This is a genomic window from uncultured Christiangramia sp. (assembly GCF_913046405.1).
GTDB classification, from domain to species: domain Bacteria; phylum Bacteroidota; class Bacteroidia; order Flavobacteriales; family Flavobacteriaceae; genus Christiangramia; species Christiangramia marina.
Genome location: NZ_CAJWRQ010000024.1, coordinates 1 through 22,057, shown reverse-complemented (window position 1 = coordinate 22,057; position 22,057 = coordinate 1). Strand labels below are relative to the sequence as shown.

The following is a 22,057-nucleotide window of genomic DNA, read 5'->3' as shown; positions in this document are numbered from 1 at the left end:
ACGTAAAGCTATAAAATAAGTTTACAAATCACGCTTCTTCAGTAGAAATAATGAAAGGTATACAAATATGAAAACCCAGGCGATCACGATGAGTAACTGGTACCAGTGGATACCATAATCTTTATCCAACTCCCCACCAATCTGGTTGGCCGCTGCTTGTACTGCATTCAACCTGGAGAATGGTTCTACAACAAGATTGCTCATGGATTCCAGAGGGAAAAACTGCATAATATTGGTTGCAATATCAGTCCCTTTAAATACTTTGAATTTTAAAATACCATAAAGAATGCTTTCAAAAATAGCCCAGACTACCAGGAATCCCAGGGCGAATGCAGATCTTTTGATCAGTATTCCAAGAAACATACAGAAGGCAAAGAACCCGGTAAGTTTGACAAAATAAGCCAGCAGATATTCCAGGTCTGAAACTACTATAGAGAATTCAGTAAAATCTGAAAAGGAGTACCCAAGGATAATGGTTACTATAAAAAGGAAGATCGTAGATATTCCAGAAAACACCAGTACAGTGAGAAATTTGGAAAGAATAAATTCCTTTTTACTCAATCCATCAATTAAATTCTGTTTGATCGTACGGTTGCTGTATTCGTTCGACATCATGGAAACGATGACGATCGCAAGAAAGATCTTCAGCATTGCAGCGATATAACTATTAAAATGCCATATATAAGGAAAGTTAAAAATTCCCTGGTCTGCAACTCTAAACTGTATCTGGCCAATATTAAATTCAATAGAGGCTATAAGCGCAATAAATGTGATGAGTATAAAATAAGTGATAATCAGGATCCGGGCAGATCTGCTATATCTTAATTTATTGTATTCTATTTCGAGTAAACGTAACATTATGCTTCGGCGGTTTGGTTGGTTAATTGAAGGAATTGTTCTTCCAGGCTTTCTTTACGCTTTATCAAAAATGATAAGGACAAGCCTTGGTCAAACAAATAGCGGTTGATCTCTTCTGCTTCCATTGGTTCATCAAGGAAAGCGGTAAGAGTTCCTTCTTTGTCGGTGATCTTGCCAATTTTAGGATGCTTTTCCAGCAATTCCTGAAGTTTTATCATGTTGCCGGCTTTCAGTTCAAAGAATCCGTGACTGCTAACGATTTCGTCAACGGGACCGCTATATAGTTTTACGCCTTTCCGAATAATAACTACATGAGAACAGACCTTTTCCACTTCGTCCAATAAATGTGATGCCAGCAAAATGGTGGTTCCTCCGGAAGCGATCTTTCTAATAATCTCCCTAATCTGGTGAATTCCCTGAGGATCGAGTCCGTTTGTAGGTTCATCCAGAATTAAGATTTCAGGATCGTTAAGCAGGGCAGAAGCGATAGCCAGACGTTGTTTCATACCAAGCGAAAAGGTTTTGAACTTACTGTCCTTTCGATCCAGCAAGCCAACGATCTCCAGTTTTTCCTGAACCTTTGCTTTGTTCGTACCTTTAATCTTGCAAACCAGGGCCAGATTTTGTGCCGCAGTCATATAGGGGTAAAAGTTAGGATGCTCGATAATGGCACCCACCTTTTTTAAAGCATTATGTGTAGAGGTGTTGCCATCGAACCAGCGAAAATCGCCTGAAGTTTTATTCACGACATTAAGAACCATTCCAAGCGTAGTGGATTTACCGCTTCCGTTGGGTCCAAGTATACCATAAACGTTCCCTTTTTCAATGCTGAAACTCAGGTTGTCCACGGCGGTCATTCCGCCAAATTTTTTGGTGAGATTGTTTAGTGTTAGTATTGTTTCCAAGATTGATGAATTGTTTGATATGTGTTGACGAAGTTAGACTTTTGTTACAAGTTTTAGCATATTAAGCTTATTTTTGAGCAAAACGAGGGATTTTATGGAAGAAAAACTGATGTCACAAAAGAAGCCGGCGTTCCCCGTGAACGAACGCTTTAACCGTTATCTTCAGAAATATAACCGTAATACCAAGATTCCAGTTTTTTATGATGATCTACTCAGGTTTTCAGGTTCTGTGGTAGTGTACGACCAGCATGATGAGGATACGTTCTGGGTGCGTTGTTATTATCCTGAATTTGAGCGTGTAGAGATCGATAACAGTCTTAAAAAGGTATATACTATCCTACACTCCGATGGTAGTGATGATTCTCTTAATTATCTGAATGTCGATGCGATCGATTATTGCACCTTCGGAAATTCAAAACCCTTCAGAATAAAAGTTCGGAACATTCTGAATGATAGTTTTACCTATTTCTATGTAAAAAAAGCTGATGCCTCCAGGTTATACGGACTCGAATTCGAGCACTTGCTTTCTCCACACAGGATCAACTTTCTGGTTTACAAAGATACCCTGATTGAAGAGCATATTGCAGGAATTCCAGGCGATGTATTTATTGAAGACCACTTACCAAAATGTGATCTTCGGGCACAAACCCAGATCGCCAAGCAGTTCGTAAAGTTCAATGAACGCTGTACTGTACGATTATTAGGTGATATGAGATCTTATAATTACGTGGTGATCCCAACTCATGATTTCGATCATGTAGAGTATCAGATTCGGGCGATCGATTTTGATCAGCAGTGTTTCGAGGGTAATTTAAAAGTTTACCGTCCACAGTTTTTTAAAGAGAACTTCCAGATGGTGCAACTGGTTTCAGACAAACTTGAAAACTCGTCTATAGAACAATACAGAAAAGAAGAGCGATCTTTGCTGGCTAAGAGAATGATCAATACGCAGAGCAGGTATAAAGAGCTCATTCGATGTATGATCAATGACCATGTATCTACTAAGGATAATGTGAAAATGCTTAGAAATCAACTATATGCTTTCTCAAAGGATATGAAATTCAAAAGGGCAAGTACCATGGGACAGATTCTGCGAACTGCGCTGGATTTCGTGAGAAGAAATTATGAAAATGTGAATACTCAACGTATGCTGGATTAAAAAAAAGCGGTGAATTATTCACCGCTTTTTTTAAGTCTTTACTTTTCTATTTCTTTTCCTCTTTGTTGAAGTAGACGAGATAGTAATACATCTGTTTATCTTCATCCCATCCTTTTTCTACAAATTTTTCAGCCGACTCTGCACTAACAAAATCCATTTTAATCTGTATGTTCGTATCTAAGGTGATCACGTTTTTGATCTTCTTACGTGCATCTGTCACCGCTTTATTTGCGATGGGGAAACTGGTGAGATCTTCAACTTTATATTTTGGAGCTTTTTCAGTTTTATAATTCTGAAATTCAGGAATTAGATCTGGATTATCGATCACAGAATTGATATAATTGGACTCCTCGAAGTCATCGTTCTTAGCGAAGTAATCCATACTTCGGTTCATGAACATTACTTCCTGTTTTTTATCTTCCGCAGGCAATACCACATCCTTCGCAAAATTCTTCGCAAAATTCAGGTAGTTCTTGGTGAAATAATTCTCATCTGCAAGTACATCCACACCTAGAAAGTTTTCCAGCCAGTATTTCGTGTCATAGCGGTTAGAATCCACAGAAAGAATTTTAAAACCTTCAGCCTGGTTGCTATTAAAGATAATCGCGCCTTTATCCAGTTTCTGCAAATTCACTCCCTGCTGCACGACCATTTCCAGGTTGCTCTGGCTTTGTTCAAACTGCAGGAAATCGTGCTTTAATTCAGATTTAAAAATGCCGATAGCCGGAACTTTGATGTTATCCAGTTGCATTCCTTCAAAGTAAACTACATAAACTTCACCACTTTTGATATGTGGGTGAGTAGACTGCTCATACAATAAAGTCGCTATCCTCTTGGAATATTCGTGGGTATTATATGGATCGTCAAAGATTTTATTAGAAAGATTGTACAGCTCGTTGAACTCAATATCGGTTTCATGATGAAAACGATAATATGATTCCTCTTTTTCGCGGAAAGGTTTAAGGAAATATTCCTTGATAAGAGGTTTGATCTCATCATCAAGTTTAAAGGTAGAAGCGGAAAGAAAAATATTTTCACCGCGATTCTTATTTCCAACCCTGTGGATAGATAGCGATTCTATCTGCGCATTAAAAAGATTGATCATATATTTCTGAAGTTATTTTAAAAGTTAGTATTCATTCTGAAGTAGTGCTACTTAATTCCAGTTCTCGTCGAACTCAAAATCATCGTAACCATCGGTTCCGTAGCTATCATCAAAACCATCGTCATCTGGTGAGCCATCTTCATTTTCAACTGTAAATTCCTTTTCCGGAGCATCATCAGGAATTTGTCCATGAACATACATCAGGTTTGGATAATCTGTTCCTTCTTCAGCTTCTGCAATTTGAGCAAGCTCCACAAAGAAAGTCCACATCTTCAGAAAATCGTACACGTAGATAAGCTTTGTTTCTTTTTCAGAAAGAACACTATCCAGCGTTGTCTCATTCATCAACTTGATAGAAGTATCATTTCCACTCATATCGAACTGGTGGATTTCTTCACCCTGGTTCCATTCCTCGTCACTTATGTAAAAAGAAGCCATTTCGGTTCCGTCGAATCCAAAAGACTGAACAATAGTGTTATGGAGATCTTCCAATGTGCTGTCATGCAACATTTCGATATCTCTGAAAACATCTTCCTTGGCATCTAAAATTACACGAAATCTATATATCATATCTCAAAAAATTGGAGGGCAAAGTTACGTTTTTTTAATCTTTTCAGGCGCATAAATAGTCTCCATTAACAGGTAGAATTGAACACCAAAAAGGAGAGAGGCAATCACCAAGTGAAGTGGTTGCGATAGAAAGGGGAAGTCGAAATTATACATGGCGACTCCAGTTCCAACCTCCAGTAAAATAAAAGCGATTACCCAATTCACCCGTGACTGGAGTAAGTTATTCTGGCGATTTTTCCACCACAGGAATACATTCAATAAAAGCACTATGATAGAGAAGGATCTGTGAATATAAAAATTAAGATTCGGGTCGGCCAGCCATAATTCTTCAGCGTTATATCCGAAGCTTCGAACCTGCTCATCTACAAATTGTCGAACCTGTGTGCCCATTACCACCTGTATGAGCGTAAGAATCACAGCGAAGATCAAAAGATTCTGAAAAGTAATGGTTTTAAATTTTCCTGAAGCGTGCTCCCGGCTTATATATAAGAGGTATAGTAAGACCGCCACGATCACCAGGGCCATCACCATATGAATAGTGATCTTGGCCGGTGCCAGTACCGAATATACCACGGTAGCTCCTAACCATGCCTGGAATCCCATCATAAGCACGCTAAGCCAGGATAGGATCGTAATTCTTTTACTTTTTCTGAATTTTTTAAAGGATAGAATTGCCATGATCAGGACGGCAATTCCTGCAAGAGCTCCTACAAGCCGATTGATATATTCTACCCATGTATGAGTTGGATTGAAAATGGCGTAATCATGCTTTTGGTAACTTTCCCAGTTATTCGGATTATAGTTTTCTGCTGAAGTAAAATCTGAAGCAGCAACCTGTAAGGTTTCATCTACGATGATCACCTGTCCTTCTTTATAAGCCCTGTTCGGCTGGAATTTTATTTCTGAAACTTCAGAAGGAGGGATGTAGTATCCAAAGCATTTTGGCCAGTCTGGGCAGCCCATGCCTGAGCCGGTCATTCTAACCACGGCGCCGGCAACTATTACAAGATAAACCAGGATTAACGAGATTTTGACCCAATTTCTATACATAGCAATATTTATTTAAAGCCTAACTTTTTTCCGCAACACTTAATCCGAGTTTGTTACCCATCTTCAGCATAAAATCCCTGGCAGCGTCACGCTCATTCGGAATTTCACCTTCAAGGATCGCCTCTTTAATAGCATCCTTGATTTGTCCAACTTCCCGACTAGGAGTGATCCCAAATGTGCTCATAATTTCTTCGCCACTTACTGGTGGCTGGAAATTCCTAACATGATCTCGTTCTTCCACTTCTTCGATCTTTTGCCGAACCAGTTGAAAGTTGTTATGATATTTTCTGAAGCGTTTAGGATTTTTGGTCGTGATATCGGCCTCACAAAGCGTCATAAGATCTTCTATGTGATCACCAGCATCAAAGATAAGTCGGCGCACGGCAGAATCGGTCACATGATCGTCTGCTACCGCAATAGGTCTCGAACTCATCAACACCATTTTCTGCACGAACTTCATTTTCTCATTTAAGGGAAGTCGCAACCGCTTAAATAATTTGAAGACCATTTTCGCACCTACAAATTCGTGACCGTGAAAGGTCCATCCAATTTTCTTATGAAATTTCTTGGTTGGAGCTTTTCCAATATCATGTAGTAATGCGGCCCAGCGCAACCATAGATCATCGGTATTCTTTGCAATATTGTCTACAACTTCCAGAGTATGCCAGAAATTGTCTTTATGGGTCTGACCCTCTACTTCATCAATTCCCTGTAAAGCGGTTAGCTCAGGTAAGATCTTAGCCAGAAGCTCAGATTTAAATAATAGTGATAGACCTTTGGAAGGTTTTTTACTCAACAGGATCTTATTAAGCTCATCCATGATGCGCTCTTTTGAAATGATCTTGATCCTTTTATTATTTCTTTTAATTGCTGAAAGTGATTCTGCTTCGATCATAAAATTAAGCTGCGAAGCGAATCTAATGGCGCGATACATTCGAAGTGGATCGTCTGAATAGGTGATATCAGGATCCAAAGGTGTTCTAATAATCCTGTCCTGAAGATCTTTATAACCATTAAAAGGATCGAGCAGGTCTCCAAAACCATTTTCATTCAGCTTTAAAGCCAGTGCGTTGATGGTAAAATCACGCCTGTTCTGATCATCTTCCAGGGTTCCGTTTTCTACGATGGGTTTCCGACTATCCTTTCGATAACTTTCTTTCCTCGCACCCACGAATTCGATCTCCATATCATTGGCTCGAAGCATCGCGGTACCAAAATTTTGAAACACCTGAACCTTGGGTTTATTTGGAAGTAGATCTGAAACCTTTTGCGCAAGTTCGATTCCGCTGCCAACAGCTACTATATCAATATCTTTAGGTTCGCCGCGCTCAAGAATATGATCACGTACAAATCCGCCAATCACATAGGCGTCGACTTCAAGCTCATCTGCAGCCTGGGAAATAACAGTAAAAATTTTATGATGTAAAGCTTTGCTGTAATTATGGTATTTCGGCATCTTTATTTGCGTATCACACTCACCTGCCCATCGTTACTTAACTTGATAATTGCTGATGGTTTTAGCGATTTTTTTGAACGCTGCAAATTTACTACATAGTCTACACCTTTTAAAATTTGAGGTGTGATTTGATCAAAGGATTGTGGTGTAGGCTGGCCGCTAACATTCGCCGAGGTAGATACCAATGGACGTTTTAATTTTTTAATAAGGTCTGAGCAAAAGGTGTCTCTTATTACGCGAATTCCAAGAGATTCATCATCACTTACCAGGTTTTCTGCAATATGTACAGGCTTATCATAAATGATAGTCGTAGGTTTCTTTGCATACTTCAAAATATCGTAGGCAGTTTCAGGCACATCTTCCACATACTGTTCCAGCATTTTAAAATTTGAAACCAGGCAGATGAGTGCTTTAGATTCTTCTCTCTTCTTGAGCTGAAATATCTTGTCCACTGCATTCGCATTCGTAGCATCACAACCTATTCCCCAAACTGTATCGGTTGGATAAAGTATGATACCACCTTTTTTTAAAACATCTATGCAATTTCTAACTTCCTGTTCCATTTTTTCCATAAAGCACTTCTTTATATTGAGCCAAGGTATTGGCCGCCATTCTTTCGGTTGTATAATTTTCGAGGAGTCGCTGATATGAAATCTTTGTAAACTTTTGTTGTAACGACCTATCCTGGGACAAAAGTACTAATTTATTGGCCAGGCTCACCCCGTCATGCGGTCTACTTAGAAAACCATTTTCTCCATTCGTAATTATTTCTGGAATGCCACCAACTTCCGTAGCGACCACAGGAACCTTATAATAGAAGCTTTCATAAATGAATTGGGGAATACCTTCACTTTGGGAGGTCATCAAAGAAATATCGAATTGAGGAATGAGCACCGAAGCATCGGGTATAAATCCTGAAAATTGACAATATTTCTCGAGTCCTTTTTCTTTTATTCTTTGCAGATAATTCGGAGTACGATCGGTTTTGCTACCAATAACGAGGAAATGATAATTGGTGTGTCCCATTTTATTGACAATATGATCTATTGTATTTACCCAGGTTTCAAGGTTTTTTGCTCGAATATGATTAGCGATAGTTCCTACCAGTATCGCATTCTGCGGAATATCATATTTCGACCTTAATAAGATCTCGCTTTTGTTTTCCTTCGGAATGCTTGTACCGTGATATACCGTAACCAGTTTTTCCTGATTCCTTACCTTTTCTGAAGTGATCTGCCGGGTAATATCAGACACGCACAGAATTTTTTTGATCTGGGTATGGTTATATTTATACAGCGTTCTTTTGCGATCCTTTATAGGAAACGATGTTTTTTTACTAAGGATATAGGGTGGTAGACTTGCTGAAAGATACGTCGCCATGATCGAAAGAGTAAGTGCCGTAGTATCGTGAATATGTATCAGGTCGATCTTATGTTTTTTGCAAAGCAATATGATTTTCCAAACGAATCGCAGGTCTACTTTCGTGGATAGCGGGGCAGGACGGACTTCAATACTTTCCCGTTTTAAACGCTTGAGAAGTTCTGATCCTCTACAGCATAAAACTAAATGATTTACCGAATCCATTTCCTTGCAAAGATTCAGAATATGATTTTCTCCACCTCCCCATCGGCTGGCAGCAGAAATATGCAGTATTCTGGGCTCTTTTCTCAAGTAGGCGAAGTTAGCAACAACAAACTTAAAAAGTATGATAATTTTGGCCTTAAGCAGCAATAATTATCTTTGCGTTAAATGTTCAAGTAAATGAGGGTACTACATGTTTCGGGGGCAAGGTCATGGGGAGGTAATGAGCAACAGCTTATGTATCTTATGGATGAGCTGCCGGCCTTCAATGTAACTCAAAAGCTATTCTGTTTTGAGAATACACGATTGGAAGAAGAAGCATCCAAAAAAGATGTAGAAATCCTTTCTGTGCCATATTGCAAACCCTATTCTTCGGAATACAGGAATGAGCTAAGCAGAATCATTAAGGAAAACAAGATCGATATCATTCATTTACATACCAGCGACGCGGTAACTGGTTACGTGGTAGCAGATCTTCTGAAGAAGTTAAAGACCAGAACATTATTTGCTCGTAAAGGTATTAGAGGTAAAAAAACCAGCTTGCTTAGTAAGTACAAGTATAATTACCGGAATATAGATACCATATTATGTATTTCTGAATATGTGAAAACTCACTTCGGAAAGATCTTAAGCGATCGAAACAAAGAAAAGTTAGTAGTCGTTTATAACGGGATTAAAGTACAGGATTCCAGACCGGAACCAGATTTTCAGCTTAGGGAAAAATATAAAATTCCAGATGATGTATTTTTGTTGGGGAGTATAGCGAATCACACTGCTGCAAAAGATCTGGGTGTCCTCATAGAAACCATGAACAAGATCGTCCACGAACACGGTATTAAAGATATCCGACTTATCCAGATGGGTGATTTTTCTAAGCTAACTCCCGGTTTTAAATCGATGATTGCTGAAAAGAAACTGGAAGAGTATATCATAATGACCGACTTTCAAAAGAATGCTTATTCGTTTTTACCGCAATTCGATACGTTCGTAGTCACTTCAGAGCGAGAAGGAGGGCCATCATCTCTAGTAGAAGCGCTCTATTATAAAGCACCTATTGTAAGTACAAGGGTAGGAGTGGTGGATGAGGTTATTGAAGATGGTGTGAATGGATATTCTGTGCCAATTAAAAGTCCAGGATTGATGGCTGAAAAAATTCTAAAAATTAAAAAGAATCCAGCGTTAAAAACTCAGTTCGCAGATAAGTCTTACAAGATTTTTCTTCAGAAATTTACAGCTGAACGTTACGGGGAGGCTACCTTTGCGGTCTATAAAGATATGATGCAAAAAGAACTACATCGATGAAAACAGCCTTGCTTGTTTCAACATACAATTGGCCTGAAGCCCTCTCGCTTATTTTTAAAAGTATTGAAAACCAATCGGTTGCTCCCGATGAGGTTCTAATTGCAGATGATGGTTCTGCTGAAGAAACTAAAAAATTGATCAACGAATTTAAAAAGCAGAGTAACTTAAAAATACATCACTTCTGGCATGAAGACAGAGGCTTTCGAAAGTCTGAAGTTTTAAACAAAGCTATCGCAGGTAGTAAATCAGATTATATCATACAAATAGATGGAGATTGCATCATGCATCCTGATTTCATTAAAGATCACCTTGCGATCGCTGAGAAGAAGGTGTTTTTATTTGGATCCAGAGTTAATATTACGAAAGATTTCATACCAAAAGTATTTGAGGATAAGATCATAGATTTTAATTTTTTAAGTACTGGTATCAAAAAAAGAGGACGCACGATCAGAATTCCCTATTTGCGGAACAGGAATGTAAAAAGTCTTGATTTCAGCAATAAGGTTCGTGGTTGCAACTTATCATTCTGGCGTTCCGATTTTCTGAAAGTCAATGGATATAACGAAGATATCTCTGGCTGGGGAAGAGAGGATTCCGAACTTGTTTTAAGAATGCTCAATGCAGGAATTGGTGGGAAAAGATTGAAATATGGAGGGATTATATATCATATTTACCATCCTGAAGCATCTAAAGATCAATTGGGATCTAATAACGAAATTCAGCAGGCGACCATTAGTCAGAAAAAAAAGAAGTGTGAAAACGGAGTTTCAAAATATTTAATTTCTTCAGAATGAAAGCTGTTTTCTCCAAAAACTACCAGCAACAATCTGGTTTTATTAGGCAATGCATTGAGAACTTTGATGCAAAAGGTAAGGTTCTGGCTGAAGGGCGTAATGAAATACGGATCTTTGAAAAGGATGCTCAGCAATTCAATATTAAATCCTTCAGAATCCCCAATACTGTAAACAAGATCGCTTATAAGTTTTTTAGAAAGTCAAAGGCACAACGATCATTCGAGTATGCCAGTATTCTTGAAGAAAAAGGAATAGGAACCCCGGCTCCGGTGGCTTATTTTGAAAATCCTACGTCTATATTCTTTCGCGAAAGTTTTTATGTATGCAAGCATTTGCAAGCGCATCTTACCTTCAGAGAACTGGTGACCGATCCTGATTTTCCAGATCACGAAAATATCCTGAGAGCTTTTACCAGGTTCACTTATGATCTGCATCAAAAGAATATTCAATTCCTGGATCATTCGCCTGGCAACACATTGATTATTAAGACTGGAACATCTTACGAATTTTACCTGGTCGACCTTAATCGCATGAATTTTAAAAAGCTGAACTTTGACGAAAGAATGCAGAATTTTTCGCGTTTAACTCCTAAGTTGGAGATGGTGAAGATAATGGCGAATGAGTATGCCGGGCTTGTTGAAAAATCTGAAGCTGAAGTTTTTAAAAAAATGTGGTTTTATACGGAGCAGTTTCAACATAAATTCCAGAGAAAGAAAGCACTGAAGAAGAAATTAAAATTCTGGAAGCGCTAATCTTTTTGGATATATGGCATCCTGCGATTAGATTTAAGGGAATAATAATTAAGCAGTTTTCTAATCTTATAGCGTCTGATGAGGTTTAATGGTTTTAATTTAAACTTAGTCTTATCTTCATGTAAAAAATCGATGCAGGCATTAATGACTCTGCGGCTAGAATCTCCATCAAAATAAGGGTGTGTAAAGTTCGTGTAATCTTCGATTGCGTTAACAAGATTCTCAGAGGGATTAAAAGCCATTTCAATGGCGCTTTCAATGTCCGAAGCATCCGTAATATCGATAAGGTGAGATGATGGTTTATTGTTTTTGAAGGTTACCACCGGCTTCTTCTGCAGCATAAATTCGGTTATGGCAGAGGTGGTGTCAGAAAACATAATATCTGCCTGTCGAAACAGGGGTATGATATCGGGAGTTTCTATATACTCGAAATCTGCATGCTGTAAAGATTTTATTTTTGCAATTTTACCTGCTGCCATCTTTGGATGTAAGACAACCAGGAATTTGTACTTTCCAGTTTTTGAGATTCTCTCCAATTCATTTACAACATTCTCATGATAGGTCCAGCTATATTTAGGTGAAAAGGTAGAAGAAATAAGAATAGTTGGCTTTTGCCGTGGCTGTTCAGGTATTTGAAATAATGGATCCACTTTAGACCAGCCAGTTTCCTTAACCTGGAAATGAGGATTGTTTTCCTGAATTTCTTTGAACGTACAAGTTGTAGAAGGTCCCTGTGTACAGTAAAGGTCGAAAAACCCACGAATTCTGAAATGGCCCTTTTTAAAACTATGCTTGTTTGCTAAAAACCCATGAAAAATCTGAACTTTTAAACCGGGAATAAAATCGGCTACTACATCTGTAATAGTTAAAACAATATGAGGTTCATATGTTATCACCTTCTGAATATTCGAGAGAAGATCACCAGATTCCGGAAAAAACTTCTTAGGTTCCTCTAATTCTGAAAACCATTTTACATCATAACCTCTGTTTCTAATTTCCTTCTGTAGCGGTTTGCCTATGGGTAGAGCGTAGGTATGACTTATATAAATCAGAAAGCGATAATTCATTTTGAATTAAATTTGATAAAAGCATTCAATTTAGAAAATATTAAATGAGGTTCAAATGATTGATAAAGAATGGAAGATTCTTTATCAATCATTTTAGAAGACTTTCCTGAGAAGATGTCAGGTCTAAAATCACGTAAATGAACGCTATAATTGCGGTCACCTTCAAAACTGGACCAGGCTGCTTTAGTAACCTGGGGTGAGAAGATAGCGAAGGTTGGAATGTCAAGAGCTTTCGCCATATTTATTGCTCCACCTTCATTACCAATTAGTGCGGTGCATAGTGAGCACAATGCAAGAAATTCCCTTAAATTTTCACCGAAAATATCTGGTCTGGAGACTTCTTTTGCTTTTTCTGAAAGTAAATCTATAACACTATCTACCTGCGCTTTTTGTGAAGGAATGTAGTTGTATAATAGCGTACAATCTTTTTCAGATGCAATGAAATTCAGAACTTCCGCCATATAGTTTTCAGGATATGTCTTATTATCACTACTTCCCAGAATAGAAATCATATAAATTGGCCTGGTCATATCAACTTTTTGGGTTGATAAATAATTCTGCGCCCAATTGATTTCTTCAGTAGTGAGATAGACTTTAGGTTTAATAGGAGACAAATGCTTTATACCTAAAGGATGCAATAACTTTAACCTGTTTTCTATGGCTAAGCCTGCTGAAGATTGAGGTCTGGAATCATATTTTATAACGTGAAGCAATAGAGGTTTAGTGTACCATTTTTCGATGCCAATTCTGATTTTTGCACCGGTCGCATATGCAAGCAAAGCTGAATAAGGTTTGGAATACAGGTCAATTACAATATTATAATTTAATTTCCGTAGTTTTTGACCATAAGTAATTAATCCCTTTAGGCCTTTATCCTGATTGGGATCGAAAATTATAATATTGGTGATTTCAGGATTATTCTCCACAACGGGCGTGGTATGCTTGTAAATTAAATAATCCAGCTGAGCGGTCGGGTACTCTTTCCGAAGTGCTTCAAATAAGATTGAGGACGTAAGTACGTCCCCAATCATTTTCATCTGTATTACAAGTATCTTCAAACCTATTACTAAACTGCCACGTTATATTCACGTAGTGCATCATTCAATGATGTTTTCTTGTTCGTGGATTCTTTTCGTTTACCAATAATAAGGGCGCACGGAACCTGGTATTCACCTGCAGGGAATTTTTTGGTATAACTTCCAGGGATCACTACCGATCTCGCCGGAACATAGCCTTTAAATTCTTTTGGTTCATCGCCGGTTACATCAATGATCTTGGTAGATGCTGTAAGTACCACATTTGCACCAAGTACTGCTTCTTTTTCCACACGAATTCCTTCTACCACAATGCTTCGGGATCCAAGGAATGCATTATCTTCTATGATTACTGGCGCTGCCTGAAGTGGTTCCAGAACTCCGCCAATACCAACACCACCACTTAAATGAACATTCTTACCAATTTGAGCACAGCTTCCAACGGTCGCCCAGGTATCTACCATGGTACCTTCATCCACATAAGAACCGATATTTACATAACTTGGCATTAGAATAACGCCAGATGAAATGTAAGCACCATGTCTTGCTACAGCATTTGGTACAACTCTAATTCCTTTTTCTTTATATCCTTTTTTCAAAGGCATTTTATCATGATATTCGAATATACCGGCTTCCAGAGTTTCCATTTTCTGGATCGGGAAGTAAAGTACTACTGCTTTTTTAACCCATTCATTCACCTGCCAGCCATCTGTTACCGGTTCAGCAGTTCTAAGCTCTCCCTTATCTAGAAGGTCGATCACCTTTCGGATAGCATCTGTAGTTTCAGTATCTTTTAGAAGGTCACGATTTTCCCATGCCTTTTCAATTGTAGCTTTCAACTGGTCCATTTTCTATTTTTTTTCAAATATAACAGCTATCAGCCAATATTTATGGACAAACCAATATAAACCTTACCTTTGCCTAAATTTTGAAGATGGGCAGAATTTTAGCGCTTGATTATGGTACTAAACGAACGGGAGTCGCCGTTACAGATGAATTGAAAATGATCGCATCTGGTCTTAAGACGGTAGATACACCTGAGCTGCTGAATTTTCTTAATACCTATTTTCAGGACGAGAATGTAGAAAGAGTTTTAGTAGGTGAACCAAAGCGAATGAATGATATGCCTTCTGAAAGTGAAGTTCATATCCAGGAGTTCCTGAAGAAGTTCTCTGAAAAGTTTCCAGAGATGCCATTGGAGCGGGTTGACGAAAGATTCACCAGTAAGATGGCGGTGCAAACCATGATCGATAGCGGGCTGAAAAAGAAAAAGCGCAGGGATAAAGCACTCGTGGATGAAATTAGTGCCACGATCATTCTTCAAACCTGGCTTTATAAGTAGAACAATGACGGCTTTTAAACTAGCAAAGTCGAAAAATTTATAGAATGATTTTACCAATTGTAGCTTACGGGGATCCCGTTCTAAAGAAAAAAGCTAAGAATATTGACAAGGATTATCCAAAACTGGATGCCTTGATCGACAATATGTGGGATACCATGTACAATGCTTATGGTGTAGGACTCGCAGCTCCTCAAGTAGGTCTTCCTGTTCGAATCTTTATGATCGATCCGGCTCCTTTCGCCGAAGATGATGACCTAAGTGAATCTGAAAAGGAGGAACTTAAAGATCTTCGTAAAGTTTTTATCAACCCCCAGATCACAGAAGAAAGTGGTGAAGAATGGGCTTTTAGTGAAGGATGCCTTAGCATTCCAGATGTTCGGGAGGACGTTTTTCGTCAACCAGATATTACCATCGAATATTATGATGAAAACTGGGAAAAACATGTCGAGCAGTATAGCGGTTTAGCAGCAAGGGTCATTCAGCATGAGTACGATCATATTGAAGGTGTGTTGTTTACAGATAAGCTTTCAAGTTTAAAGAAAAGATTGATTAAGAGTAAATTAGGCAATATCTCGAAGGGAAAGATCAACGTAGATTATAAAATGCGTTTTCCGAATGCGAAAAAAGCCCGCTAAAGGCTTTGATAATTAAGTCTGGGACTTGATATTTGCCAACCTAAATTTAAAAAGACTATGGGATTAGATAAAATTCTTGCTATTTCGGGAAAACCGGGACTTTATGAGCTTACCGCGCAAACAAGAGGCGGCTTTGTTGCTAAATCTATGTTAGACGGAAAGAAAATTGCCGTAAACATGCGTCACAACGTAAGTATTCTAAGCGAGATCGCAATCTATACCTACACAGAAGAGATTCCGTTAGGTGAGGTTTTTCAAAAGATTAGTGAAAAAGAGAATGGTGAAAAGACAATAAATCACAAGGTTTCCAAAAATGAAATGGAAGCATTCTTTTCTGAAATTCTTCCTGATTATGATGAAGATCGTGTATACGCGAGTGATATGAAAAAGATCATCCAATGGTATAATCTTTTAGTGGAGAACGGAATGACCAGCTTTACGAAAGAAAATAAAGCTGAAAAAAATACAGACGAAGAGGAATAGTTTCTTCTGAATTGAAAAATAAAAAAGGCTGAAATCATCGATTCCAGCCTTTTTTTGTTTAGAACTACTTCTGAAGTATAATTTTCCAAAGCATCAGTTTAGAACTTCAAACCAAAGATAAAAGCGCCATCTCTTTGACCGTTAAAATCTGAAACCACATAGTCAAGTCTTAAAAATCTGTATTTTCCGAAGCCAATATTATCGAGACCTATGGAATATTCAGAATAAGGATCTCTGTTGTCTGTCGTTAAGCGATGTGCACCCAGAATAAGATTATAATTTAATTTATTGATAAGCGGAATTTTGCCCAGGAACCAACCCTGGAAATCATGTTCCGCATGAAATTCCGCATAATTCTCATTAGTGCTGAAGTTATAGTAAGGCATCAGGTTAAACGCTCCTACGTAACTGCCGAAACCAATTCGCGTCTGGTTCGCATTAAAATGCCGGTAATCTACCAGGCTAATACCTTCGGCATTACTAAATAGTCCGCCGTTCGCCATATATTGGAAAGTTCCTTTATTTCCAATTTTGACGCTTTGTTCTACCCGGACCTTAAACTGATTATAATTGAAGTGCTCCTTGCTTGCTCCAAATCCGCTTTCCCATGAAATATTCAATTTTGGATACTTGTTCTCATATACATTGTAACGTCCATTAGGATAGCTCATATATTTCTGACCAAAGCGTATTCCAAAATCCAACCTGGATTTAAAGAGATGATGATCCTCGAATAAACTCATTCCAAAACTGTTCGGCTGTAGAGGATTGTTGGAAGTATATTCCCGATCTTCCCAGTCGATGATCACATGATCTGTAGAATTTGTTAGAGCTGTCCTGTCTTCCCAGCCTAATTCGCCAAAGATTTTTAAACCTGGAAAAACATCCCTGCCATATGCAACTTTAGCAAAGCTTCTCTCAAAAAGCTTCATATAGTTTCTTTCGAAAAATATCGTTGTAATGCTATTCAGTAATGGGGAAATAGGTTCGTTTGCATTGATCTGTGCGCTTTCCACACCTCCGGAAAGTCTTAAAAAATCCTTGCTGTAATTATTGAATTTTTTTTCAAAACCACCGTTTAAGCGCAATCTGTCTTCGCTAAGCCCATAGTCTATATCTGTAAAGACTCTCCAGTAATTCTCCTGGTCTTCGCCAGTACGTTGTGTGTAATTCACTGTAATATCGGTATTCCAGCCCTGTACCGTATTAAAACCAATGCCTGATACTGGAGCACTAATACTAAAAGATCTGTTCTTCCAACTATTTCTATAACTATATCCAAAAAACACATCGGTTATTCCAAATTGATTTCTTTCGGTATCTACGGAATCCTGGTATTTTTTAGTACTGCGAACTTCCTGGATGCTGTCTTTCTTTACATAATCATTAATTTCTTCTGAAGTTAGAGGCACAGGACGTACTTTTTCCCAGAAAACCGAATCCTTTTCATTTGCATTCTGTGAATAGCTTAAGATCTCTTTTCCGAAGCTGCTTTTAGAGAAACCAGGATCGAAATCATAATCGCTATAGACTGCGGTAAATCTTCCATTCCCTCCAAATCCAAAGATCTTAAAACTGAAATCCACACTTTGAGAGATCTGGATAAAGAGCTTATTTTCTTCAGAATATTTAAAATTCTGCTTAAATACTATTTCTTCGATTGGTGCAACCTGTATGGCCGTGCCAGTAGTAGTAAGATCTATCCCATAAATTTGCCAGAGGTCTTCTACGATATATACAATACCAGAAAATACTCGATCTTGTTTACGCTTTGGAGTGACCTCAATCTTATTGATAAGATTACCCCGGTCATCAAAAAAAGTACCGGCCAGCTTGTACCGATAATAGTTAAATCCATAATCTGCCAGCGGAGAAACCATTTCGCTGTTTAGATTAATAGTATTCTCGTAAAAGGAATAATAAGCTTCCTGTGCCGAATTCAGGCTAAAACCGTTGTCATCTCCAGAAACTTTAGAAGCAATGATATTTTCCTTAAAATCATCTGGCTTCTGGAATGAGATCTTGGAAATAGTTTCACTTAAGTAAACGATTCCGCTTCTGGTAGAGTCAAGTCCGCCGCCAAGATCGCCAATTTCCTGCCCCATAATTTTCTCTGGAGCATTTTCAATTCTCCATAACCCCCGGGAATAAAAATCGGCCGTAAAACTTTCCAGTCGGCTCGAGTTTTGCTTTCTATTTTTAATCGCCAGTCGCATGATCCTGTTGGCTGGATTCTCATCATTTTGAATGGTCACTTCATCCAGGCTGGTGCTTTCTGAGCTCAACTGGACGTTGAGTTCGTAAGGAAATTGGGTGATATTGACTTTCTTCTTCTGAGTTTTAAAGCCAAGGAATTGAAATACGATTACATATTCACCAGTTTCCTTCAGTTTAAGTTCATACAGGCCTTCATTGTTGGAAGTCGTTCCAATATTACCAGATTCTGTATAGATGTTCACATAAGGTAGAGGCTCATCATCTTCCGAAGAAATTTTACCGGTAATTTGAGCAGAAAGGGTGGAAAATGCCAGAAAAAGGCAGAACCCAAGTAGTTGTTTTAGCATGAGGTAGTTTTCAGATGCTAAATAAACGCAAAAAGTTGCAGTAAATTATTTGTATTCCTTCTGAATTCGATCCAGACGTCTTTTATTGTCACGATCTTTAATCGTGTCCCGCTTATCATAAAGCTTTTTACCCTTTGCCAGTGCGATCTGCAGCTTAGCCAACCCGCGATCGTTAATGAACATTTTTAGAGGTATGATGGTCAATCCCGAATTGGTCACTTCTTTTTCCAGTTTACGTAACTCTCTCTTTTGCAATAAAAGTTTACGTTCACTTTTTGGGTTATGATTAAAATGAGTAGCATGAGAATATTCCTCCACATGCATATTGATCACAAATAATTCGTGATTACTGAATTCACAAAAACTTTCAGCGATGTTCGCCTTACCTTCACGAATTGCCTTGATTTCGGTACCCGCAAGTTTGATCCCGGCGGTATACTTATCCAGAAATTCATAATTGAACTTCGCTTTTCGATTCTTGATGTTTACAGAATTCTTCATAGTTCACAAAAATACAAGCTTTAAGCTAAAAACATACTAAAGCAATTTTAAAATTAGCGGTGAGGAAGCTGATCAAAGTTTATTATTTTTGCGAACTCAAAATTCAACTATGAAACGTTTGCTTCCAGCCTTAATTTCTCTTCTTATAATCAGCTGTGCAGAAAAAGAAAATACATTGTCGGCAGATGAGATCGTTCAAAATGCTATAGAGAGATCTGGTGGCAAATTATACGAAATGGCGGAGATCGACTATACTTTTCGTGACAGAAAATACAAGAGCTATAGAAAAGGCGGGAAATTTCGCTATACGCGAATCATGATCGATACCTCAGGAAATAGACTGGTAGATGTTCTAAATAATGAAGGGCTGAACCGATCGATCAATGATAGTAATGTTGTCATCCAGGATTCTTTGTTGCTACCAATTGGCAATTCTATTAACTCGGTCAACTATTTTGTGCATTTACCGTACGGACTCATGGCTGAAGCCGCCAACAGGCAATTGATTGGAAAAGATACTATCGCTGGAAGGGAATATTATGAGATCAAAGTTACTTTTTCAGAAAATGGGGGAGGAACAGATCATGAAGACGAATACCTTTACTGGATCGATACCCAAAATTTTGAAGTAGACTATCTCGCCTATAATTTTGAAGTGAATGATGGTGGCGTAAGATTCCGGAAAGCTTTTAACCACAGGGTGATCGAAGGAATTAGCTTTGTAGATTACGAGAATTATGAATATAAAGATAAAGAAGTTGAGCTAACCAAACTGGATAGTCTTTACCAGGAACGCGAGCTGGATCTCCTGTCTATTATAGAGACAAAAAATATTGGAGTAAAACTGGACAGCATTAATTAATATAGAGTACCTGGTCCAGAATTTCATTATTTGGTAGTACCTGCACGATAAATAACGCTCCGTTCTCGGTATCATCAATATCTGCATACTTTTCTTCGCCCAGAATCTCATTGACGAATTGCGGAGTCGTGTTACTATGTCCTACCACCAAAACACGCTTTCCGCTAGTTCTTTTCCTGAATTCATCGTCATATCCATTGCCTGCATTATAGTTTTCCATAGATAATTGCTTGCTGCCTGCAATTGGAGCGCCTGTTTGTAGGGTGCGTTTGTAATTGGTGCTCAAAACCATATCCAGCGGTATATCCTTTAAAACTTCAGCCCAGATTTGTGCTCTTTTTAAACCTTCAGCGGTTAGGTTTGGATCTTTTTCAGATTTATTACTGCGATCCTTTTCCGCATGTCTTATGAAGTAATAAGTAGTTGTTTCCTGAACAATGTTGTTTTGAATATTGTCTTCTGAAGAGATTCCAAAAAGAAGAATGAACGGAAGTACTAATTTGAGAATTGCAGACATGAGAAAGATTTTTAGGATCGTAAATTACTCTGAAATATTTATTTCCATGAGAATAAATTGATTTAACTGCCTAACAAAGGAATTGAAATTATTGTCGGCAACCAGGATCAAGCTGCGGTTTCCGTTTTCCAGTTCCGGTCCAAAGCACATTCCTTCGATATTATCAACGATCCCATCGGTTAGCTGATCATTGACAGATTTAAAGTTGAAAATTAGCTTCTTTTTTGCCGTTTGATACTTTGCCTTTCGAAGCAAATTCTCGTTTAAGGTATTGGTAGCTTTGCTTGCATCTACATCAAAGATCTTCACCGTGTTCCCGTGGGAACCGTAACCGGCAGAGTAGGAGCGTTCCATGACCAGAAATCGATCTTGAGCATATTCAAGGATCTCTGTGATTCCGTTCAGCGCAAAATAATTAATGGGCAGCTTCGCGATTCCTTCAAGTGGATAGACAAATTGAGAAACCGGATTTTTGGTTTCAGTATCAAATCTGGTGATCCTGGAGTGGGAACGTGAAGGAAAGATCTTTGGTTTGGAAGAGTCTTTTTCTAATGGTAATTCTGTAGCAACCCAAACTCCAGCTCCATCAACACTCTTAGTGATTCCTTCAAAAACTCCGTTGTTACGCGGTTTTTGCTCGTTTTTAGATTGAAAATATTCTGGGATAATATAAGAGCTGAGTATTTCCCCTTGAGTATTTGTTTCATAAATTCCGGGATCTCGTCTATCTGAGATCAAACCTTCGCTAACTACGAGAAAGCCGTTATTATTGGAATCGTAACGTACACCTTCTAGATCCAATACAACTTTTGAATATTCTTCAGGCCTGGTAATCTCTATAAGATCATTGATTTCAATATTTTGGATTCTGGAGTCGGCTATTTTGATAACGGCCTGGTAAATTCTTGGATTGGAAGACTGATCGCTGACCAGGTAAAATTTTCCGCTTGCGTAGTCTATTCCCGAGAGTCCACCAATCTTTGTATTTTCAAATTCCAGGTTTTCATCTATTACAAATTCATCCAGGTAATTCAGGCTAACATGATCATTCTCTATTCTGGAAGTGACGGCGCAGCTGCTAAAAATAAAAATTAAAAAGAGTGAAAGTAATCGAAGTTTCATAGCGAGTTTTGAAGAAATCAAAAATAACAAATCCTTAAGACAAAAATAGGACTTCCTTGGGACGCTTAGGCTTATGCTATGAATACATTTATATATTAACCAAAATCAATAGTTATGAATGAAGATCAAAGAGAAGGAAAATGGAAACAGATCAAAGGACAATTCAAACAAAAGTATGGAGATCTAACCGATGATGATACCACTCATGCTGAAGGAAAATTTGATGAGATGTTAGGTCGTATGCAGGAAAAGACTGGAAAGACTAAGGAAGAATTGAAAAATGAAATTGATAAGTGGTAGATTGAGTAGTTGAAAAAAAAGGCGGTATTTCTACCGCCTTTTTGGCACTATATTAAAAACTGTGTAAGTATTGAATAACGGGGTTTGTTAGCCCCGTT

The 22,057-nt window shown here is 38.2% G+C and carries 24 protein-coding genes; 9 read left to right on the top strand and 15 right to left on the bottom strand.

The features are described from left to right. Positions 1 to 21: 21 nt before the first annotated feature. Entirely contained in the window at positions 22 to 858 is an 837-nt protein-coding gene (locus QZ620_RS05035) for an ABC transporter permease (RefSeq protein WP_295179666.1), read from the bottom strand. Further along, positions 858 to 1,763, bottom strand: a complete 906-nt coding sequence (locus tag QZ620_RS05030) for an ABC transporter ATP-binding protein (protein WP_295179664.1) — start codon at positions 1,761 to 1,763, stop codon at positions 858 to 860. Before QZ620_RS05030 ends, QZ620_RS05035 begins: the two co-directional genes overlap by 1 nt. 94 nt (positions 1,764 to 1,857) lie before the next feature. On the opposite strand from QZ620_RS05030, the gene QZ620_RS05025 reads away from it, so the two are divergent. Beyond that, entirely contained in the window at positions 1,858 to 2,922 is a 1,065-nt protein-coding gene (locus tag QZ620_RS05025; RefSeq protein ID WP_295179662.1) for a hypothetical protein, read from the top strand. Between the two features lie 46 nt (positions 2,923 to 2,968). On the opposite strand, the gene QZ620_RS05020 is transcribed toward QZ620_RS05025, so the two are convergent. The 6 genes from QZ620_RS05020 to QZ620_RS04995 are packed head-to-tail and all read right to left on the bottom strand — an operon-like array spanning position 2,969 to position 8,774. Next, entirely contained in the window at positions 2,969 to 4,027 is a 1,059-nt protein-coding gene (locus QZ620_RS05020) for a nucleoid-associated protein (RefSeq protein ID WP_295179661.1), read from the bottom strand. Positions 4,028 to 4,078: 51 nt separating this feature from the next. Next, positions 4,079 to 4,597: a hypothetical protein gene (locus QZ620_RS05015; protein ID WP_295179660.1), complete on the bottom strand. Its 519-nt coding sequence runs from the start codon at positions 4,595 to 4,597 to the stop codon at positions 4,079 to 4,081. Positions 4,598 to 4,621: 24 nt separating this feature from the next. After that, positions 4,622 to 5,647 carry a heme A synthase gene (locus QZ620_RS05010; RefSeq protein ID WP_295179659.1) on the bottom strand — a complete coding sequence of 342 codons (1,026 nt, stop codon included), beginning with the start codon at positions 5,645 to 5,647 and terminating at the stop codon, positions 4,622 to 4,624. Positions 5,648 to 5,666: 19 nt separating this feature from the next. Then, on the bottom strand, positions 5,667 to 7,103 hold the full coding sequence (locus tag QZ620_RS05005) for an HD domain-containing protein (RefSeq protein WP_295179658.1): 1,437 nt from the start codon (positions 7,101 to 7,103) through the stop codon (positions 5,667 to 5,669). Positions 7,104 to 7,105: 2 nt separating this feature from the next. Next, positions 7,106 to 7,675: an L-threonylcarbamoyladenylate synthase gene (locus tag QZ620_RS05000; protein ID WP_295179657.1), complete on the bottom strand. Its 570-nt coding sequence runs from the start codon at positions 7,673 to 7,675 to the stop codon at positions 7,106 to 7,108. Continuing rightward, positions 7,650 to 8,774, bottom strand: coding sequence for a glycosyltransferase family 4 protein (locus tag QZ620_RS04995; protein ID WP_295179655.1), 1,125 nt, complete (start codon positions 8,772 to 8,774; stop codon positions 7,650 to 7,652). The genes QZ620_RS05000 and QZ620_RS04995 overlap by 26 nt, the downstream gene beginning before the upstream one ends. 90 nt (positions 8,775 to 8,864) lie before the next feature. On the opposite strand from QZ620_RS04995, the gene QZ620_RS04990 reads away from it, so the two are divergent. The 3 genes from QZ620_RS04990 to QZ620_RS04980 are packed head-to-tail and all read left to right on the top strand — an operon-like array spanning position 8,865 to position 11,532. Beyond that, positions 8,865 to 9,986 carry a glycosyltransferase family 4 protein gene (locus tag QZ620_RS04990; protein WP_295179654.1) on the top strand — a complete coding sequence of 374 codons (1,122 nt, stop codon included), beginning with the start codon at positions 8,865 to 8,867 and terminating at the stop codon, positions 9,984 to 9,986. Further along, positions 9,983 to 10,780, top strand: coding sequence for a glycosyltransferase family 2 protein (locus QZ620_RS04985; protein WP_295179653.1), 798 nt, complete (start codon positions 9,983 to 9,985; stop codon positions 10,778 to 10,780). Before QZ620_RS04990 ends, QZ620_RS04985 begins: the two co-directional genes overlap by 4 nt. Continuing rightward, the gene (locus QZ620_RS04980; RefSeq protein WP_295179652.1) at positions 10,777 to 11,532 is read left to right on the top strand and encodes a lipopolysaccharide kinase InaA family protein; all 756 of its coding nucleotides are present in this window, start codon (positions 10,777 to 10,779) and stop codon (positions 11,530 to 11,532) included. Before QZ620_RS04985 ends, QZ620_RS04980 begins: the two co-directional genes overlap by 4 nt. Here the strand turns inward: QZ620_RS04980 and QZ620_RS04975 are convergent. The 3 genes from QZ620_RS04975 to QZ620_RS04965 are packed head-to-tail and all read right to left on the bottom strand — an operon-like array spanning position 11,529 to position 14,481. After that, positions 11,529 to 12,599 (bottom strand): CDP-glycerol glycerophosphotransferase, encoded by a 1,071-nt coding sequence (locus tag QZ620_RS04975; RefSeq protein WP_295179651.1) that lies wholly within the window; start codon positions 12,597 to 12,599, stop codon positions 11,529 to 11,531. The two genes, QZ620_RS04980 and QZ620_RS04975, sit on opposite strands and share 4 nt — an antisense overlap. After that, complete coding sequence (locus tag QZ620_RS04970) at positions 12,596 to 13,636, bottom strand: glycosyltransferase family 9 protein (RefSeq protein WP_295179649.1); 1,041 nt, start codon at positions 13,634 to 13,636, stop codon at positions 12,596 to 12,598. Before QZ620_RS04970 ends, QZ620_RS04975 begins: the two co-directional genes overlap by 4 nt. A gap of 29 nt (positions 13,637 to 13,665) precedes the next feature. Then, on the bottom strand, positions 13,666 to 14,481 hold the full coding sequence (locus QZ620_RS04965) for a 2,3,4,5-tetrahydropyridine-2,6-dicarboxylate N-succinyltransferase (RefSeq protein WP_295179646.1): 816 nt from the start codon (positions 14,479 to 14,481) through the stop codon (positions 13,666 to 13,668). A gap of 86 nt (positions 14,482 to 14,567) precedes the next feature. Between QZ620_RS04965 and ruvX the strand changes: the two genes are divergently transcribed. From ruvX to QZ620_RS04950, 3 genes are read left to right on the top strand one after another with little or no spacing between them, the layout of a single operon-like run. Beyond that, positions 14,568 to 14,975: a Holliday junction resolvase RuvX gene (gene ruvX, locus QZ620_RS04960; protein ID WP_295179644.1), complete on the top strand. Its 408-nt coding sequence runs from the start codon at positions 14,568 to 14,570 to the stop codon at positions 14,973 to 14,975. 44 nt (positions 14,976 to 15,019) lie between these two features. After that, positions 15,020 to 15,610, top strand: coding sequence for a peptide deformylase (gene def / locus QZ620_RS04955; RefSeq protein ID WP_295179642.1), 591 nt, complete (start codon positions 15,020 to 15,022; stop codon positions 15,608 to 15,610). Positions 15,611 to 15,667: 57 nt separating this feature from the next. Next, positions 15,668 to 16,093: a DUF5606 domain-containing protein gene (locus tag QZ620_RS04950; protein WP_295179640.1), complete on the top strand. Its 426-nt coding sequence runs from the start codon at positions 15,668 to 15,670 to the stop codon at positions 16,091 to 16,093. 98 nt (positions 16,094 to 16,191) lie between these two features. Here the strand turns inward: QZ620_RS04950 and QZ620_RS04945 are convergent, their stop codons facing one another. Then, positions 16,192 to 18,657, bottom strand: coding sequence for a DUF5686 and carboxypeptidase regulatory-like domain-containing protein (locus QZ620_RS04945; protein WP_295179638.1), 2,466 nt, complete (start codon positions 18,655 to 18,657; stop codon positions 16,192 to 16,194). A gap of 45 nt (positions 18,658 to 18,702) precedes the next feature. Next, on the bottom strand, positions 18,703 to 19,158 hold the full coding sequence (smpB, locus tag QZ620_RS04940) for an SsrA-binding protein SmpB (RefSeq protein WP_295179636.1): 456 nt from the start codon (positions 19,156 to 19,158) through the stop codon (positions 18,703 to 18,705). Between the two features lie 109 nt (positions 19,159 to 19,267). Here smpB and QZ620_RS04935 point away from each other — a divergent pair, with 109 nt between their 5' ends. Further along, entirely contained in the window at positions 19,268 to 20,020 is a 753-nt protein-coding gene (locus tag QZ620_RS04935) for a DUF6503 family protein (RefSeq protein ID WP_295179634.1), read from the top strand. On the opposite strand, the gene QZ620_RS04930 is transcribed toward QZ620_RS04935, so the two are convergent. Together QZ620_RS04930 and QZ620_RS04925 are read right to left on the bottom strand one after the other, a co-directional pair. Further along, a complete protein-coding gene (locus QZ620_RS04930) occupies positions 20,013 to 20,537 on the bottom strand; it encodes a histidine phosphatase family protein (RefSeq protein WP_295179632.1) in 525 nt (174 codons plus the stop codon). The two genes, QZ620_RS04935 and QZ620_RS04930, sit on opposite strands and share 8 nt — an antisense overlap. A gap of 24 nt (positions 20,538 to 20,561) precedes the next feature. Then, positions 20,562 to 21,659 carry an esterase-like activity of phytase family protein gene (locus QZ620_RS04925; RefSeq protein WP_295179630.1) on the bottom strand — a complete coding sequence of 366 codons (1,098 nt, stop codon included), beginning with the start codon at positions 21,657 to 21,659 and terminating at the stop codon, positions 20,562 to 20,564. A 114-nt stretch (positions 21,660 to 21,773) separates the two neighbouring features. Here QZ620_RS04925 and QZ620_RS04920 point away from each other — a divergent pair, with 114 nt between their 5' ends. Further along, complete coding sequence (locus QZ620_RS04920; protein ID WP_295179629.1) at positions 21,774 to 21,959, top strand: CsbD family protein; 186 nt, start codon at positions 21,774 to 21,776, stop codon at positions 21,957 to 21,959. Positions 21,960 to 22,057: the final 98 nt, after the last annotated feature.